This is a genomic window from Salinicoccus halodurans, from assembly GCF_900114445.1.
In the GTDB taxonomy this organism is placed as follows: Bacteria; Bacillota; Bacilli; order Staphylococcales; family Salinicoccaceae; genus Salinicoccus; species Salinicoccus halodurans.
The window spans coordinates 258,008-273,907 of sequence record NZ_FOTB01000005.1; the positions used below are offsets into that span (position 1 = coordinate 258,008).

The following is a 15,900-nucleotide window of genomic DNA, read 5'->3' on the forward strand; positions in this document are numbered from 1 at the left end:
CGTTATTTTAATCGATATGCTTATTGCCTGACTGTATCTGATATAATGATAACTACTACGATTATGAGGTGCATTATGAAACTGACGGTATTTGCAACGACTGATGTCCATGGTGCAATCTATCCCTATGATTACTTTACCGATACAGATAAGAATTCAAGCCTGCTCCATATAAAATCCTATATCGATTGGTATAAACAGGAAAACCCCGAAGAAATTGTTCTGACCGTTGATAACGGAGATATTCTGCAGGGAGGTGTCTGGAATGATTACGATTATGAGCATCGCGCCGGGAGCATGCTTGTACCCAAAATCATCAATGACCTGTATGACATCATCGGGATCGGCAACCACGAATTCAATTTCGGCCTGGATTATCTGTACACAGTTTATAAGGAGATCGAGCCGGTAATCATCAATGCCAATGTGGATTTCAAAGATCATCCACTGAAAAAGCGTGTGCTGCCCTACGAAATATTGGAAAAAGAAACATCGTCCGGGATAATAAAGATCGGTTTCCTGAGCGTCGTCCCCACCCAGATTATGAAGTGGGACGCATTCCACCTGGAAGGCAGGCTGACTGTCGCGGACATGAGAAAGACGGTGGAAGAGACTGCGGCTGAGATGAAAGCCGCAGGTGCAGACATGACTATACTGCTTTCCCATTCGGGTCTGAGCAAGAACCCGGATCATCTCAGGAAATACGGGGAGAACCAAACGCTTCTGATGACAATGGTCAAAAATATCGACGGTATCATATTCGGTCATACACATGAGTTTTTTCCCGATGCAGATTTTGAAGTTGAAATCGGCACTATCGATTTCAGAAAGGGCACAATCAACGACAAGCCGATGGTCCAGCCGGGCGTTTATGCAAGCCATTTAGGAATGCTCACTTTTGAAATTGAAAAAAAGGATGGCTCCTGGAACAGCCTCGACCGGACTGCATGTCTGATCGACACCAGGGAAATCCCGCTCACACAGGAACTTAAGAATAAATACGAGCCGGATCATCAAAAAGTACGGGAATTCCTGTCTCAGCCGATCGGTAAAATAGAGGCTGTATGGCATACTTATTTCTCAAGGCTGTTTCCTTCAAAAGCAGTACAGGTTGTGGCTGAAGCAGGCAAAGCCTATACGGAAAAACTGATTCAGTCAGGGGAGCTTGAAAGTCAGCCGGTCCTTGGTTTCAATGCTGCGATCAAAGCCGGCAGAGACGGGCCTGATGACTTTACAGTGCTTGAGGCAGGAGAGGTTACATTGTCGGAGGCTATTAATTTATACAAGCATGCCAATTCGATGGTCATCATCAAGATCAACGGCGCCACACTCAAGGAATGGCTGGAGTGGAGTGCATCGCAGTTCAACTCCCCGGATGAGACGGATATTTTATTGAAACCGAACCGTTCAAGAGATGGATTCCCGAGCTATAATTATGATACTTTCTTCGACCTCGATTATGTCTTTGACATTACACAGCCGCCGAAGTATGATAGTACAGCTAAACTTATTAACAACTCATCAAGACTGGTTGAAGTGAGGTACAGGGGAAAGGCAGTAGAGGATGAGGAAGTATTTATCGTGCCTGCCAACAGCTACCGTGTAGCCTACACGCCATTTTTAAGAAATGCTGAAATACTGCATGAATCGCAGCTGAATGTAAGGGATATTGTCATCGAATATATAAAGGACAGTCCTGATTTCGTTCTGAGCGATCCGATGACCATACTACCCAGGGGCAGATATAAAATAAGCACAGCAACAAAAGCGAAAGATTATATAACAGAAGATCAGCAGATAAAGCACCTTGAAGAAAAGGGTGACGGCTTCAGCTGGTATGAAATCAATCTGGATTAAGAGGGATGAATATGACCACAGTATCCAAAAATGAATACTATACAAAAACAGTGACAGACTACACTCATGAAGGAATGGGAGTCATCAAAGTGGAGCACTATCCGATTTTCGTCCCCGATGTACTCGTGGGAGAAGAAATTGAAGTCAAAGTGCTGAAGGCCAATAAGAAATTCGGATTCGGAAAGCTCATCAATGTCATCGAACCTGCAAAAAACAGGATAGAACCGCCATGCCCGTACTATTTCCAGTGCGGCGGCTGTCAGATTCAAACACTGGATTACACAGAACAGCGAGTCTTCAAAAAAGGTACAATGGATAAAAGCATCAACCGCATGGCGCAGCTCAATCAGACAGTCAATGATACGATCGGCATGGAAACACCGATGTACTACCGTAACAAATCCCAGATACCGGTGAAATTCAATGATGGTAAAGTGGAGATGGGATTTTACAAACCCCGCAGCCATGACATTGTTGATATCCATCATTGCCTGATACAGAAGGAAATCCATAACGACCTTATGGTTTTCATCAAAGAATTACTCAACGATGAAAAAGTATCGATTTATGATGAAGCAAAGCATCAGGGGCTGCTCAGACACGTCATCATCCGTTCCAACAATGATGATTCCGAAGTACAGATCGCTTTTGTAACCAACGGCAGAAAAAATGTGTTCGGGGGAATCAATCAGGCGATTACAGAACATTTCCCGATGGTCACAAGCATTGTGCAAAATGTAAACACAGAGAAAACGAATGTGATTTTTGGGAATAAGACAAACATCCTTTATGGACAGGACTACATCACAGATACACTGCTCGGGAAGAAATTCCGTATCAGGGCAAGATCATTCTACCAGGTAAATCACGAACAGACAGAGAAGCTGTATAAAGAGGCACTGGAAGCGGCAGACCTTAAAGGCGATGAGACAATCATCGATACGTATTGCGGAATCGGAACAATCGGTCTGTGCGCATCTGATAAGGCAGAGAGGATCATCGGTATTGAAGTTGTGGATTCCGCAGTGGAAGATGCGAAGGAAAATGCAGAGCTGAACGGTGTGGAAAATGCAGACTATCATCTGGGCAAGTCGGAAGAAGTGATGAAGAAACTCGTGAGCCAGGGTGTGAAGCCCGATGTCGTATTCGTCGATCCGCCCAGAAAAGGATGTCATCCTGAATTTTTGGAAGCACTTGCCGAAGTGAAGCCGCAAAAAATCATCTATGTCTCATGCAACCCAAGTACGCTGCAGAGAGATCTTAAATACTTAAACGCGCAAGGGTATGATGTAAGCCCGGTCACACCGGTCGATATGTTCCCGCAGACGAACCATGTCGAAGGTGTAGTGGCGCTGGAGCTCATGAAATAAATTTATTCAGGATTGTATTTTAAACTCGATGATTTTGTTATGGATTACATATTTTCCGAAATTAAAACTCCTATTGAAGAGTTTAAGGCAGCAAAGTTAATTGTTTCAAATATAGGGGGGTTCGATGAAGATATAGACCTTCAGGTTATTATACCGAAAGATTATCTAGTAAAGATTAAAGATAGGTCTGTCTCCAAATTAAATATTATTAAAGAAATATTAGACAAGAATTTTATAGAGGTGATGTTCTCAATAAAAGAAAATCATACTATAAATATCATTTAATGGATATTCCCTTTATTGACTTTATAAAAAATCTGCCAAAACTAAAACAGATTGAAGTTTTGGAGCAGTATGAAAAAGATAAAAAGAATATTATAATTCATTAGAGAGCCTATTTTGTTATAAGTATTTTGATGGAGAGGAAGAAGACTTCTTATCTTTCCATCTTAAATATTTGAAACATCATACATCAATGGCTTTTCCATCTCTCCTTTTGTTTAAAAATAACCTGAAATTATTAAGTATGAAATATCCTCTAAAAATACAGTGGTCTTATTATAAAGGAGAAGTTAAATTTGTGAGTCAAAATTAACTATTGAAAAATCATTGATTTTTGCAACTTCATTTAATAATTCCTCGTTAAAGTAATCATTTGAGTGGTCCTTTAAATATAGGATATCTAATTCTTCTAATTGAAACTCAAGAAGTTTATTCAATTGTTTGTTATCAGACCATTCATCGATAAATACTTGTTTAATATTGTATTTTTTAGAAGTAAGTGTATTAATTAATAAATTGATACGGTTGACAGCTTTGGTATCTGTCTCATGTTTGTCTAATTTATAATAAACGGCGATGTTTAACATTAGGTAACACACCTTTTATGTAGTTAAAATATATAATAAACTATTTTACCATAAAAAATATTCGTGTTGTGTAATACCTGCTATAATAAACAGAACAGGAGTGATAATAATGCTATATAGATTTATAGATCTATTTGCTGGTATTGGTGGTATACGATTAGCATTTGAGCCGTATGGTCAATGTGTTTTCTCATCTGAGTGGGATGGGAAGGCTAAAGAAACTTATGAGGCGAATTTTAATGAAAAACCTTATGGTGATATAAAAAGTATTTCCGCAGAAGAGATTCCAGATCATGAAATTTTATTGGCAGGCTTCCCTTGCCAACCATTTTCTCTTGCTGGAGTGAGTAAGAAAAATAGCTTGGGCCTTAAGCATGGTTTTTTGGATGAGACTCAGGGTACTTTGTTTTTTGATATTGCTAAAATTATCAAAGCAAAACAACCTAAAATGTTCTTATTAGAGAATGTGAAGAATCTAAGAAGTCATGATAAAGGGAACACATATAAAGTAATTAAAAAAGTTTTGGAAGAAGAACTCGGATATACTGTTTACGATCAAGTTATAAATGCTAAAGGACTAGTCCCTCAAAATAGAGAAAGAATATATTTAGTCGGTTTTAAAGACCCTATGGATTTTGAATTTCCAGAAGTGCCGTTAAATGGTCCTCCTTTAAGTTCAATTCTTGAAGAAACTGTTGAAGATAAATATACTTTATCTGATAAACTATGGGGTTATCTTCAGAATTATAAAAAAAAGCATGCTGAGAAAGGGAATGGTTTTGGATTTGGATTGGCAGATTTGAATTCTCATAGCAGAACACTATCTGCAAGGTATCACAAAGATGGATCTGAGATACTTATCCCTCAAGAAGAAGGAAAAAACCCAAGAAGGTTAACCCCGAGAGAATGTGCACGCCTTCAAGGCTTTCCGGAAGATTTTAAAATTGTTGTTAGTAATACAGCTGCTTATAAACAATTTGGTAACAGTGTTGCTGTCCCCGTTGTTGAAATGATAGCTGAAAAAATGATTTTTTCATTAGAACAAGGGCAAATTGTTGAAAATCCTAAGGATGAGGGAGAGATACAGTATGCAACAAAATGAAAGAGAAAGTATATTTAATGCAATAGAAGCGGCCAGAGGTATTGGTTGCTTTTTTTGTAAATTTTTATCCGCAAATGACACTGGAGCAAACGGATCTCATCAAACAGGAGTATATTTGAATATGAGTTCATGGGATATATTTTTTGAAGGTCCCATACCAAATAATGAAATAAAAAGTAGAAAAGTAAAGATAAACTTTAATGATGAAACAGAATTTGAAAGTCGACTAGTTTATTATAGCTCGAAAAAAGAATTCAGAATAACTCGTTTTTGGACAAATATTTTTATTCCTCATACTGAAATGGTTGGAGCATTAATACTTTTCATACCAATGCATATTGATGAATACAAAGTATATATATTTAATACCGAAGAGGAAATTGAAGAATTTATAGAGACTTTTTCACTATCTCTTGCAGAAAATCACATGACTTATTATGAAAATGACGAAACAATAGAAAAAGAATCATTTGAATTAATTATAAAAAAATTAATTCATGGATATGATCATTTTCCTGCAAGTATTGTTATGTCTGATATTTCAAGGAAAACTTTTATGGAGTACCATCATAAAAATGAAATAAATCCAGATAGTGATTTGGTTAACTGGGTAGATACAGAATATGATGTATTTAAAATGTTAGAGAAGCAAATTTATAAAGAATACATAACTGAACCCTTTAATGAATTACAACCATTGTTGGATTTTGCTAACAGTGCCTTAAATAGAAGAAAAAGTAGAGCCGGTAGAAGTCTTGAACATCATGTGAATTATATATTCAAAAAATACAAACTTCCTTTTGATAATCCTGGAAAAACAGAAGGAAGAAAAAAACCTGACTTTCTTTTACCTTCAACGGAAGATTATCAGAACTCAGAATTTCCAGCTGAAAATTTAATATTAGTAGGAGCTAAAACAACATGTAAAGATCGATGGAGACAAGTATTAAGTGAAGGGGAAAGGGTAGAAAGGAAACATCTAATTACTTTACAGCAAGGGATATCAGAAAATCAGTTAGAAGAAATGGAAGCAGCTAATTTGCAGTTAGTAGTACCAAAGCCCTATCATAAACAATATCCCAAATCTTTTAAAGATAAAATTTGGACAGTGCAGCAATTTATTGATTTTGCACAAGATAAATATATTTATATGATGAGTTAAATAATTTAAATTCATAAGGTATAGTTATAAGTAAATATTATTATTTATTATGCTCTTATAATAGGTGTGTTTATAATGACTGATGTTTTAACTGCCGATCAAAGAAGAAAAAATATGAAAGCCATTAGATCTATATCTAAATTGGAATCTATTATATCCAGTAAATTATGGAACGAAGGGTATCGATTTAGGAGAAATACTAAAGATTTATTTGGTAAACCTGACATCTCAATAAAAAAGTATAAAATTGTTATATTTATAGATTCTTGTTTCTGGCACCAATGTCCTATCCATGGGAATACGCCCAAGACTAATACTGAATTTTGGAAAAAGAAACTTAAAAGGAATGCAGAAAGAGATCAGGAAGTTAATGAATACTATAGAGAAAAAAATTGGTATATAAAACGAATATGGGAGCACGATGTGAAAATGGATTTAGGTAACGTAGTTGAGGAATTAAGTGAGTTTATAAATTTAGCTAAAAAAAATGGCTAAGTTAAGTACTTTTATATATGTAGGCTGGGATCAAAATATGCCGGCAGATACAGTGGTTGCCGGTGTGCCGGCCAAACCGCTGAAAAAAATAGATGAGCAGAAGAAAATCCGGATTTTAGAATCTGGATTTTTATTTGTATCTGGTGTAAAATATAATGATTGAAATGAGTGATACGCATAAAAGCGATGAAAGGAATTTATATATGAAAGAGAATTTTTGGCGCGATCTTCCGCGGCCTTTTTTTGTGCTCGCACCGATGGAGGATGTGACGGATGTCGTATTCCGCCATGTAGTGGCGGAAGCGGCTGAACCGGATGTATTCTTCACGGAGTTTACAAACTCGGACAGCTACTGCCACCCTGAAGGCATCCACAGTCTGCGAGGAAGACTGACTTTTACTGAGGATGAACAGCCGATTGTCGCCCATATTTGGGGGGACAAACCTGAACATTTCCGCCAGATGAGCATCGGCATGGCGGAGCGTGGATTCAAGGGCCTGGACCTTAACATGGGCTGTCCCGTCCCGAACGTTGCCGGTGACGGCAAAGGGAGCGGGCTGATCTGCCGTCCCGAGGTTGCGGCTGAACTAATCCAGGCCGCTAAAGCGGGCGGTCTGCCTGTCAGTGTAAAGACGCGGCTCGGCTATACCGAAATAGATGAATGGCACGATTGGCTGAGGCATGTGCTGGAGCAGGACATAGCGAACCTTTCGATACACCTGCGTACACGTAAGGAAATGAGCAAGTTTGATGCACACTGGGAACTGATCCCGGAGATAAAGGAACTCCGGGACGAGATTGCACCGGATACACTCCTCACAATCAACGGAGATATTCCGGACCGTCAGACGGGCATGGAACTTGCGGAAAAATATGGTGTGGACGGTGTAATGATCGGACGCGGCATCTTCAAAAATCCATTTGCCTTTGAACACGAACCAAAAGAGCATACCAGTGAAGAGCTGCTGGATCTTCTGAAACTGCACCTCGATCTCCATGACAAGTATTCCGGACTTGAACTCCGGCACTACACCCAGCTCCACCGGTTTTTCAAAATATATGTCAAAGGTTTCCGGGGTGCGGGACAGTTGAGAAACAGCTTGATGAATACAAAGTCTACAGATGAAGCACGCGGTCTGCTGAGAAACTTTTCTGAAAATATGGTAGAACAGTAAAAATCCAAGGGACTCCCTTGGATTTTTTGAATTATTTTTTTACTTTGTAGCTCAGTTCGACGAACTGGTTGAATTCTCTGGAACCTTTAAATTCCAGTTCAGAATGATAATCCCCATCATGGAAAAACATATAGAAGCATTCCTGCCGCCTGGTTTTTTGAAAACTGAATTCAGCATAGCTGAATTGTTTAATGATGCCGCCTTGTATGGCGCGTTGAGTCCTTTTATGAATGAAGACGGATGATGTGACTTTGACCATTCGCCGTTTTATAATATACTATGGTAATAGGAATTAAACGTGAAAAGAGGGTTCTGTCATGAACAGAGTGGATAGTATTGTTGATCTGATCGGTGATACACCGGTTGTAAAACTGAATAAAGTGGTGCCAGAGGGCGCGGCGGATGTTTATGTCAAACTGGAAATGTTCAATCCAAGTAAAAGCGTCAAGGACCGCGCAGCTTTTGCCATGCTCAAAAAGGCGGAAGAAGAAGGTCTTGTGAAGCCGGGAGGAACAATCATTGAACCGACAAGCGGTAACACAGGGATCGGCTTGGCGATGAATGCTGCTGCCAAAGGCTACAGGGCAATTTTCGTGCTGCCTGACAGTTCTACGAACGAGCGTATCAATCTGCTCAAAGCCTATGGGGCGGAAGTGGTGCTCACACCGAGCGAAGAGAAGATGCCGGGATGTATCAGGAAGGCAAAAGAGCTTCAGGCGGATATTCCGAACAGTTTCATCCCGCAGCAGTTTGAGAATTTTGCCAATCCTGATATACACCGTACGACGACTGCCGTCGAAATACTGGAACAGATGGATAATGATCTGGATGCTTTTGTTGCGACCGCGGGCACGGGTGGTACCATCACCGGAACCGGTGAAACTTTGAAAGAACATCTGCCGCATCTCCATATCGCGGTAGTTGAACCGGAAGGTTCACCTGTGTTATCAGGCGGCGAGCCGGGAAAACACAAATTGGTCGGTACCAGTCCCGGTTTCATCCCGAATATTTTAAACACGGATGTCTATGATGAAATCATCCAGATTGCTGATGAAGATGCGGTGGACATGTTTAAAAGGCTGGCCAGGGAAGAAGGAATTTTCGTCGGTCCTTCTGCAGGCGCATCTGCCTTTGCAGCGATTGAAGTTGCCAGGAAACTCGGACCGGGCAAACGTGTGCTGGCCATAGCCCCGGATACAGGCGAACGTTATTTAAGCATGAATCTTTTTGATGAATGAGTATAAAGGACGGCGGACTTTGATTCCGTCGTCTTTTTATGTATATTCATGTTAAAGTACAAATAAAATTTTCACCAGGAGTGACTGGATTATGGACGGGATTATCACTTTGGAAAATGTTTGCTGGAGAAGAAGCGGCGAAGAAATACTTAAAGATATCAACTGGACGGTCAACACGGGGGAACATTGGGCGATTCTGGGACTGAACGGTTCCGGCAAAACTTCTTTGCTTAATATCGTGACAGGTTACAACTATCCCACTTCGGGAAGAGTCAAAGTGCTGGATGCTGAATTTGGAAAATCCAGCCTCCCGGATATGCGCAAAAAAATCGGCTATGTCAGCAGTTCACTTGGACGATTTTCCCAGACGATGAACCGTGAAACAGCAGAGAATATCATTGTCAGCGGTAAATATGCATCGTTTGGCCTGTATCAGGAAATCACTGATGCAGATTATGAAAAAGCAGATGACATATTAAATGAATTACGATTGTCTTATTTGAAAGGCAAAACATATAATCTGATGTCACAGGGGGAGCAGCGCAGAATTCTGATCGGCCGAGCTTTAATGGCAGGACCGGAACTGCTTATACTCGATGAACCCTGTTCAGGGCTTGATGTTCTTGCCAGAGAGGATGTTCTTGATATGTCAGAAGAAGTGGCGGGAAGATCTTCCCATCTGTTATACGTGACGCATCATATCGAGGAGATAACAAACGCCATCACCCATGTACTTCTGGTACGCGATGGAAAAATCGTCGCAGAAGGTCCGAAAAATGAAGTGCTTACTGATGAACTGCTTTCAGATACTTATAAAATTCCGGTAAAAGTACATTGGGAAGGCGGACGGCCGTGGATGAGCATAATTAAATAATATTATAAAGGCGGTTGCTGTTCAATGATCAGAAGACATCATCACATATCCATGTTTACAAAAGATTTAAAAGAGAATAACCGGTTCTATACAGAAGTACTAGGTTTGAGAAGAGTCAAAATATCTGTGAATCAGGGAGATACTGGCATGTATCATGTGTTTTACGGTGATACAACCGGTGCTGCCGGCAATGATCTGACTTTTTTCGAAATTCCCAACATAGGTGCTGCACGCAGGGGAACGGACGCAATTTCAGGTATCGGCCTCCTTGTGCCATCGTATGATTCACTGTTTTACTGGCAGGAGAGACTGGACAAGTACGATGTGAAAAATGAAGGAATTGCTGAATATGCCGGCAGGGATGCACTGGTTTTTGAAGATCATGAAGGACTGAAACTGATACTGATCAACCATGCTGGAGGAGAAATACCTGATGAATGGTCACCATGGAGCGAAAACGAAATCGCCAAAGCACACCAGATTCTTGGCATGGGCACTGTAGAGATAACAGTAAGCAATAAGGGAAGGCTGGTAAGTCTGCTCGAAGACCTGTTTGGATATACACTGAGCTTTGAAGATGGTGAAAAAGCACTTATGCAGGCGGTGGAAGGGGAAGTGTTTGGAGAAATCCTCATACAGGAATCTTCTGAGGATAAAGAACGGCCGGGGAGGGGCAGCGTCCATCATCTGGCAATCCAATCTGCAGGGAGATCACTTGAAGAATGGGACCGGCTTTTGAAAGAGAAGGGGTATGTAACCACAGGAGTGAAGGACAGATACTATTTCGACAGTCTCTACTTCCGCGAAGATAATGGCGTGATGATCGAAATCGTCGGAACAGAAGCACGTGGTTTCACAGCGGATGCCTCAGTAGAGGAGCTGGGAATGCGCCTGGATCTGCCGCCATTTCTGGAAGAGGAGAGGGACGAAATAGAATCGAAACTCAAGCCGATAGAAGAATGGACATAAAAATGCCTCCGGGAATCCCGGAGGTTTAATTATTGGCGGAATATTTTCATATAAACATCCTTGTCGGCTTCATTGAACACATTAAATATGATTTTTTCAAAGTCATGCGTATTATTTTCCAGCCATTCATTTACCGTGCCGACAGCAATCTCTGCTGCCTGGGTGATGGGAAAGCCGAATTCACCTGTTGAGATCGAAGGGAACACTAAAGTTTTTATATCATCGAATTGACTGGCGATCTCCAGACAGGAACTGTAGCTTGAAGCCAACTCCTGCATGTGCCGTTCCGTCAGCCCGTCTCCTTTTGGCACGGTCGGGCCGACAGTATGGAGTACATATCCGGACGGAAGGTTGTAGCTTCTTGTTATTTTAGCATCTCCTGTTTGCTCATCCGCTTTTTGTACATGAATGATTTCGGCACAATCATCCCGAAGCTGTGGCCCGGCAGCGGAATGGATAGCGTTGTCTACACAATTGTGCAGCGGCTGCATGCAGCCGAGGAGTTGTGCATTGGCGGCATTCGTTATGGCATCGGCCCTCAGCTCAGTAATATCACCCTGCCAGAGACTCATCTTATCTGCCTGGGATAATGAAGTATCTGGATAATGTGATCGGATGGTTTCCAGCTGCTCCGCTTCGATGATTGTTTTTTCATCCAGTTCAATCTGCAGTAAAGTATCCAGTTTTATCATCATTTCCTTATCCAAGGGAAGGGGCTGCCTGATATTGAGGAGTGCTCTGATCAGACGTCTTTTAGACTTATAGTCTTCCGGTATATCAATATCCTGAGTACCCGCCTTTTCATTCCGCAATATGAAGAGAATGTCATCAACCAGAATTTCTTTATCGGAGATTTCACTCTGTTTTGGAATGAACGGCTCCCGGAGTTTTATATTTGATGCATATTTATCAAGGGATAACTGTTCCATTAATGATCACCTCGCCTTTAATACTATTTTGACATGCAGGATAAAAATTATCCAAGTAAAAGTCTGAGCGATAAAAAATGCCTGGAATGGGTATAAAAAAGTATACTGAAAATCAATTATTCATGGAGTGCTGTGATGACTACTTTTATTAAACTCATTTTAATAGGAATTATTTCTGGAGTGATACTCGCGGGAATAATGAAGATCATTCGTAAAATTACTGGAAATAAGGCGGATATACTGCTTTATAACATGGACTATATGCCTGTTTTAAAGAAATGGGATCATTACTGGATTACTGGGGTTTTATTTCACTATGTAACCTGCATAGCCAGTGCAGTCATTCTGTTTTATATATTGTTCCCTTTTGGACGGGAAATGGATGTGTGGCCCTACGTTTTAGTATTTGCAGCAGGAGGAGGGGTTTTGTATTTCCTCAGTGCATTGACAGAAACGCCGCCTGCGTACAACGATACTGCAGCATGGTTCTACTGGACATTCGGCCATGGCGTGTTCGGACTTTCAATCGGTCTCCTGATTAAACTCTGGATTTAAAGAGGAATGGAATTCATGAATGCAGTCTACGCCCGGTTTTTAGCCAGATTCAAAGCTTTCCTTTTCGATTACATTATCATCTTCCTGTATTTGGTGTCGATTGTAGTCATGTCCATGTTCATCGGACCAAAGATACAGGAGCTGTTTCTGCATTCGGTCCTGAGATCTCAGCTGACCGCTTTTTGTCTCGTCACTCTGCCTGTCGCGCTTTATTTTTCCTTTTTTGACTCTGGCTTGAGCCATGGGACATTCGGCAAGAGGAAGATGGAGCTTAAGGTGATCAACTCAAAAGGAAAGCGCCCGTCTTTCTTTCATTCTTTCGGAAGAAATCTGGTTAAATTCATTCCGTGGGAATTCGGACACTATACGGCTTTCAGGATGGCGAATGTGGGTGATAATAATGTGGCGCTTGAAGACTGGATTATTGGTATACTTACTTATATGCTGATATTGGCATATATACTGACAGCAATTTTTACGAAGAAAAAGCAGTCGGTTTATGACATTGCTGTGAATACCTATGTGCTTAAGGATAAGTAAGTATGAATCTATTGCCAATACGGTTTACACTCTATAAAATATATAGAGATTTAACTATAATTGAGCAATAGATATTTTGAGGAGTTGCTAGTGTGTCCAATCAAGATTATGAAAAGCATACTGTGACCATAGAGAAATTGGATAAAAAGGGATCCGGTATGGGTGCAGTATGGAGAGATACAGGTGGAAGCAATCCACGGAAACTGAAGCTGAATGTGCCGCAGACCTTGATCGGTGAAGAAGCGGAAGTGACGGTTTCAAATCCAAACCGGAAAGTGGCCCGTGTACTGGCTGATGAGATTATCAAAGAAAGTCCCGAGAGGATTGAGGCTGCCTGTCCGCATTTTGAATTGTGCGGGGGATGTGTCTGGCAGCATTGGTCATACAAAAACCAACTCGAGTATAAAACCGATGAAGTGAAGCGGTTCCTGAATCATCATGGATTTGATACGAGTGTCGTCAAAAATGCGCTTGGTGCTGAAAATCCATGGGAATACCGTAATAAAATGGAATTCACATTCGGTCGTGACGGTTCGCTTGGCATGCATGAGCTGGGGAATTTCCGTAAAGTCATCGATCTTGATACCTGCCTGATTGCAGGGGATGAGATGGTGGAGACGATGCTCGAGGTCTCGGAGTGGAGAAAAGAATTCAACCTGAGCGGCTATGATAAAGATCAGCATACAGGGCTGCTCCGCAATCTGATGGTGAGACAATCCCAGAAGACGGATGAACTCATGCTCGCTGTATTTGCAACTGAATCACCGGATGGCGCGCTGCAAAATGCAGTGGACAATCTGATTGCAAGGATCACGGATAAATTCAAGAACGTGAAAAGTCTGATGTGGATGGAAAACAGGGATTGGGCGGATATGGCCCAATCAGAGAAGACGCACACATTATATGGCAGAGATTATATCAATGATGAAATGTACGGCTATAAGTATAGAATCTGGTTTGATACTTTCTTCCAGACAAATCCGGCACAGGCAGAAAAACTCGTGGATCTGGCGATAGAGATGGCTGATGCTAAGAAACAGGAGCGTATGATCGATCTGTTCTGTGGCGTAGGGACATTTTCATTGCCGTTTGCTGCGAGAGTAAAAGAACTTGCCGGCATTGAGATAGTGGAGTCTTCCATAGAATCCGCGAAACGCAATGCAGGGGATAATGGAATAGACAATACATTCTTTCTTGCCAAAGATGCCAGACGCGGCATGGATGAAGTGCTTGAGACATGGGGAATACCGGATCTTCTCATGTTGGATCCGCCGCGCTCGGGTGCCGGCGGCAAAGTGATGAGAAGAATCGGCAGGCTCCAGACAGACAGGGTAGTGTATGTTTCCTGCAATCCTGAATCATTCGCCGACGATATTACATGGCTGAGAGAATTCGGATACGAATTGGAACAGGTGCAGCCGGTGGATCTATTCCCGCACACTGTCCATGTTGAAGTTGTCTCGATTTTAAGAAGAATTGAAAAATAATATTTCATATTGTTTAAAGCCAAACTTCGGAACCGGACATATTTGTCCGGTTCTTTTTTATTTGAACGATTTGGATTTATAGCGTGATTGAATGCTTGATTTGCAGGGAATAGAATAATATTTGAAAGACGAAGGGAGGAACTCATGAAAACGGCAGGTGATATCATCATTGACTTGATAGAAAGATTCGATGTGCATGATCCCGGAAGTAGAAGAGCACACGGCGCGGGGTCACACCATAAAGGGCAGGTGGCACTGAATGAAATGGGGAAAGCAATTTTCGGAGATGTCGAGCATGCACTCGTACGCCTCTCGAATGCCTCCACATCGGGACGAGTGCCAAATTGGCTGGTCAACATTAAAGGGTGTTCAGTCCGATTCAATCATGCATTAAGACCCATTGATATCATCGGTGTGAATTTTCCTTATTTTCCATTTGATTCATCTTCTGAATCCATAGGGCTGTTCTATAAAATCCATTTATTTCTGAAATACAGGAATGTATTGCGTTTCGTCGATATATTTAAAACGGGTGATTTATACCGGCATTTGGGAAAGATTGTGAGATGGTTTCCGAAAAAGACTAACATGAATCATAACTATTATTCCACCCACAGTTATGGGAATGAATATTTCAAATTTCGTATGGATTATAAAACAAAAACCGGACTTATCAACCTTTATGCCGAAAAAGACAAGTCTCACACGGACTACAGACCGGAATCGGAAATATATCTTGGTTATATATTGATCGACCAGCATCCGGCGAGTAAGGAAATTAAATATATGGATGCAATGAATGCTCCGTTCGGCTATTACCCCAATGGAGAAATGCCGCTGCTCCGCCACTACATGTATAAACGCTCATTCCTCGGCCGCATGCAGGAAATCCAGCTGACTCAAAAAGATGTCGGCATGCTTGAACAGGTGTGGGCGGAAGAGAAGTACTTCATCCTGTCCAAAAGTCAGAAGATTTACGATGAAATTCGTGAACTGTTCAAAGAGGGAACGGAGATGTCCGTTTCACAATTCAGACAGTTGCTCGATGAAGCCTACCGGAAAAAATACGATGAGAAACATATACGAAACTATTTCCAGCATGTCTGGGGCTATTTCAAGAATAAAGCTGATGAGGATGAAAAAAAGCAGTATGAAGAATTAATGTTGGCTCTGGATATTGAAAAAATCAATGATTTTGTGGCATTCCTGGCCTTGAAGTACAGAGAACCGTATCTACTCAACTCGACAGTAGCCAAAACACACGGAAGAACGTAGAAA

Annotated in this window: 18 protein-coding genes; 15 read left to right on the top strand and 3 right to left on the bottom strand. The window is 41.2% G+C overall.

The window, feature by feature from the left end; translation table 11 throughout:
* The first annotated feature begins 75 nt into the window (after window positions 1-75).
* Genes BM271_RS11895 through BM271_RS11905 form a run of 3 tightly spaced genes read left to right on the top strand, consistent with a single transcriptional unit; the run spans window position 76 to window position 3,512 of the window.
* A complete protein-coding gene (locus BM271_RS11895; protein ID WP_046790707.1) occupies window positions 76-1,857 on the top strand; it encodes a 5'-nucleotidase C-terminal domain-containing protein in 1,782 nt (593 codons plus the stop codon).
* 11 nt (window positions 1,858-1,868) lie between these two features.
* Window positions 1,869-3,227, top strand: a complete 1,359-nt coding sequence (gene rlmD / locus BM271_RS11900; RefSeq protein ID WP_046790706.1) for a 23S rRNA (uracil(1939)-C(5))-methyltransferase RlmD — start codon at window positions 1,869-1,871, stop codon at window positions 3,225-3,227.
* 39 nt (window positions 3,228-3,266) lie between these two features.
* Entirely contained in the window at window positions 3,267-3,512 is a 246-nt protein-coding gene (locus BM271_RS11905) for a hypothetical protein (protein ID WP_143544946.1), read from the top strand.
* A 287-nt stretch (window positions 3,513-3,799) separates the two neighbouring features.
* Here BM271_RS11905 and BM271_RS11910 read toward each other — a convergent pair whose 3' ends face one another.
* The gene (locus BM271_RS11910) at window positions 3,800-4,096 is read right to left on the bottom strand and encodes a hypothetical protein (protein WP_046790704.1); all 297 of its coding nucleotides are present in this window, start codon (window positions 4,094-4,096) and stop codon (window positions 3,800-3,802) included.
* Window positions 4,097-4,205: 109 nt separating this feature from the next.
* Here BM271_RS11910 and dcm point away from each other — a divergent pair, with 109 nt between their 5' ends.
* The 5 genes from dcm to BM271_RS11930 all read left to right on the top strand — a co-directional run bounded on the left by dcm (window position 4,206) and on the right by BM271_RS11930 (window position 8,030).
* Window positions 4,206-5,198: a DNA (cytosine-5-)-methyltransferase gene (gene dcm, locus BM271_RS11915; protein WP_046790703.1), complete on the top strand. Its 993-nt coding sequence runs from the start codon at window positions 4,206-4,208 to the stop codon at window positions 5,196-5,198.
* The gene (locus BM271_RS11920) at window positions 5,185-6,360 is read left to right on the top strand and encodes a type II restriction endonuclease (RefSeq protein ID WP_052749893.1); all 1,176 of its coding nucleotides are present in this window, start codon (window positions 5,185-5,187) and stop codon (window positions 6,358-6,360) included. Before dcm ends, BM271_RS11920 begins: the two co-directional genes overlap by 14 nt.
* 75 nt (window positions 6,361-6,435) lie before the next feature.
* The gene (locus tag BM271_RS11925; RefSeq protein ID WP_046790702.1) at window positions 6,436-6,855 is read left to right on the top strand and encodes a very short patch repair endonuclease; all 420 of its coding nucleotides are present in this window, start codon (window positions 6,436-6,438) and stop codon (window positions 6,853-6,855) included.
* Window positions 6,848-7,018, top strand: coding sequence for a hypothetical protein (locus BM271_RS14320; protein ID WP_159430864.1), 171 nt, complete (start codon window positions 6,848-6,850; stop codon window positions 7,016-7,018). The genes BM271_RS11925 and BM271_RS14320 overlap by 8 nt, the downstream gene beginning before the upstream one ends.
* 40 nt (window positions 7,019-7,058) lie before the next feature.
* Window positions 7,059-8,030 carry a tRNA dihydrouridine synthase gene (locus tag BM271_RS11930; protein WP_046791545.1) on the top strand — a complete coding sequence of 324 codons (972 nt, stop codon included), beginning with the start codon at window positions 7,059-7,061 and terminating at the stop codon, window positions 8,028-8,030.
* 31 nt (window positions 8,031-8,061) lie between these two features.
* On the opposite strand, the gene BM271_RS14425 is transcribed toward BM271_RS11930, so the two are convergent.
* Entirely contained in the window at window positions 8,062-8,289 is a 228-nt protein-coding gene (locus BM271_RS14425) for a hypothetical protein (protein WP_046790701.1), read from the bottom strand.
* A 58-nt stretch (window positions 8,290-8,347) separates the two neighbouring features.
* Here BM271_RS14425 and cysK point away from each other — a divergent pair, with 58 nt between their 5' ends.
* The 3 genes from cysK (at window position 8,348) to BM271_RS11945 (ending at window position 11,111) form a co-directional block, all read left to right on the top strand.
* On the top strand, window positions 8,348-9,268 hold the full coding sequence (cysK, locus tag BM271_RS11935; protein WP_046790700.1) for a cysteine synthase A: 921 nt from the start codon (window positions 8,348-8,350) through the stop codon (window positions 9,266-9,268).
* Window positions 9,269-9,359: 91 nt separating this feature from the next.
* Entirely contained in the window at window positions 9,360-10,142 is a 783-nt protein-coding gene (locus tag BM271_RS11940) for an ABC transporter ATP-binding protein (protein ID WP_046790699.1), read from the top strand.
* Between the two features lie 24 nt (window positions 10,143-10,166).
* Window positions 10,167-11,111, top strand: coding sequence for a VOC family protein (locus tag BM271_RS11945; RefSeq protein WP_046790698.1), 945 nt, complete (start codon window positions 10,167-10,169; stop codon window positions 11,109-11,111).
* Between the two features lie 29 nt (window positions 11,112-11,140).
* Here the strand turns inward: BM271_RS11945 and BM271_RS11950 are convergent, their stop codons facing one another.
* Complete coding sequence (locus BM271_RS11950; RefSeq protein ID WP_052749892.1) at window positions 11,141-12,040, bottom strand: protein-ADP-ribose hydrolase; 900 nt, start codon at window positions 12,038-12,040, stop codon at window positions 11,141-11,143.
* A 135-nt stretch (window positions 12,041-12,175) separates the two neighbouring features.
* On the opposite strand from BM271_RS11950, the gene BM271_RS11955 reads away from it, so the two are divergent.
* The 4 genes from BM271_RS11955 to BM271_RS14115 all read left to right on the top strand — a co-directional run bounded on the left by BM271_RS11955 (window position 12,176) and on the right by BM271_RS14115 (window position 15,897).
* Window positions 12,176-12,595 carry a hypothetical protein gene (locus tag BM271_RS11955; RefSeq protein WP_046790697.1) on the top strand — a complete coding sequence of 140 codons (420 nt, stop codon included), beginning with the start codon at window positions 12,176-12,178 and terminating at the stop codon, window positions 12,593-12,595.
* Window positions 12,596-12,610: 15 nt separating this feature from the next.
* Entirely contained in the window at window positions 12,611-13,135 is a 525-nt protein-coding gene (locus tag BM271_RS11960; protein WP_046790696.1) for an RDD family protein, read from the top strand.
* A 92-nt stretch (window positions 13,136-13,227) separates the two neighbouring features.
* Entirely contained in the window at window positions 13,228-14,622 is a 1,395-nt protein-coding gene (rlmD, locus tag BM271_RS11965; RefSeq protein ID WP_046790695.1) for a 23S rRNA (uracil(1939)-C(5))-methyltransferase RlmD, read from the top strand.
* 144 nt (window positions 14,623-14,766) lie between these two features.
* On the top strand, window positions 14,767-15,897 hold the full coding sequence (locus BM271_RS14115) for a DUF1722 domain-containing protein (RefSeq protein WP_052749891.1): 1,131 nt from the start codon (window positions 14,767-14,769) through the stop codon (window positions 15,895-15,897).
* The last annotated feature ends 3 nt before the right edge of the window (window positions 15,898-15,900 follow it).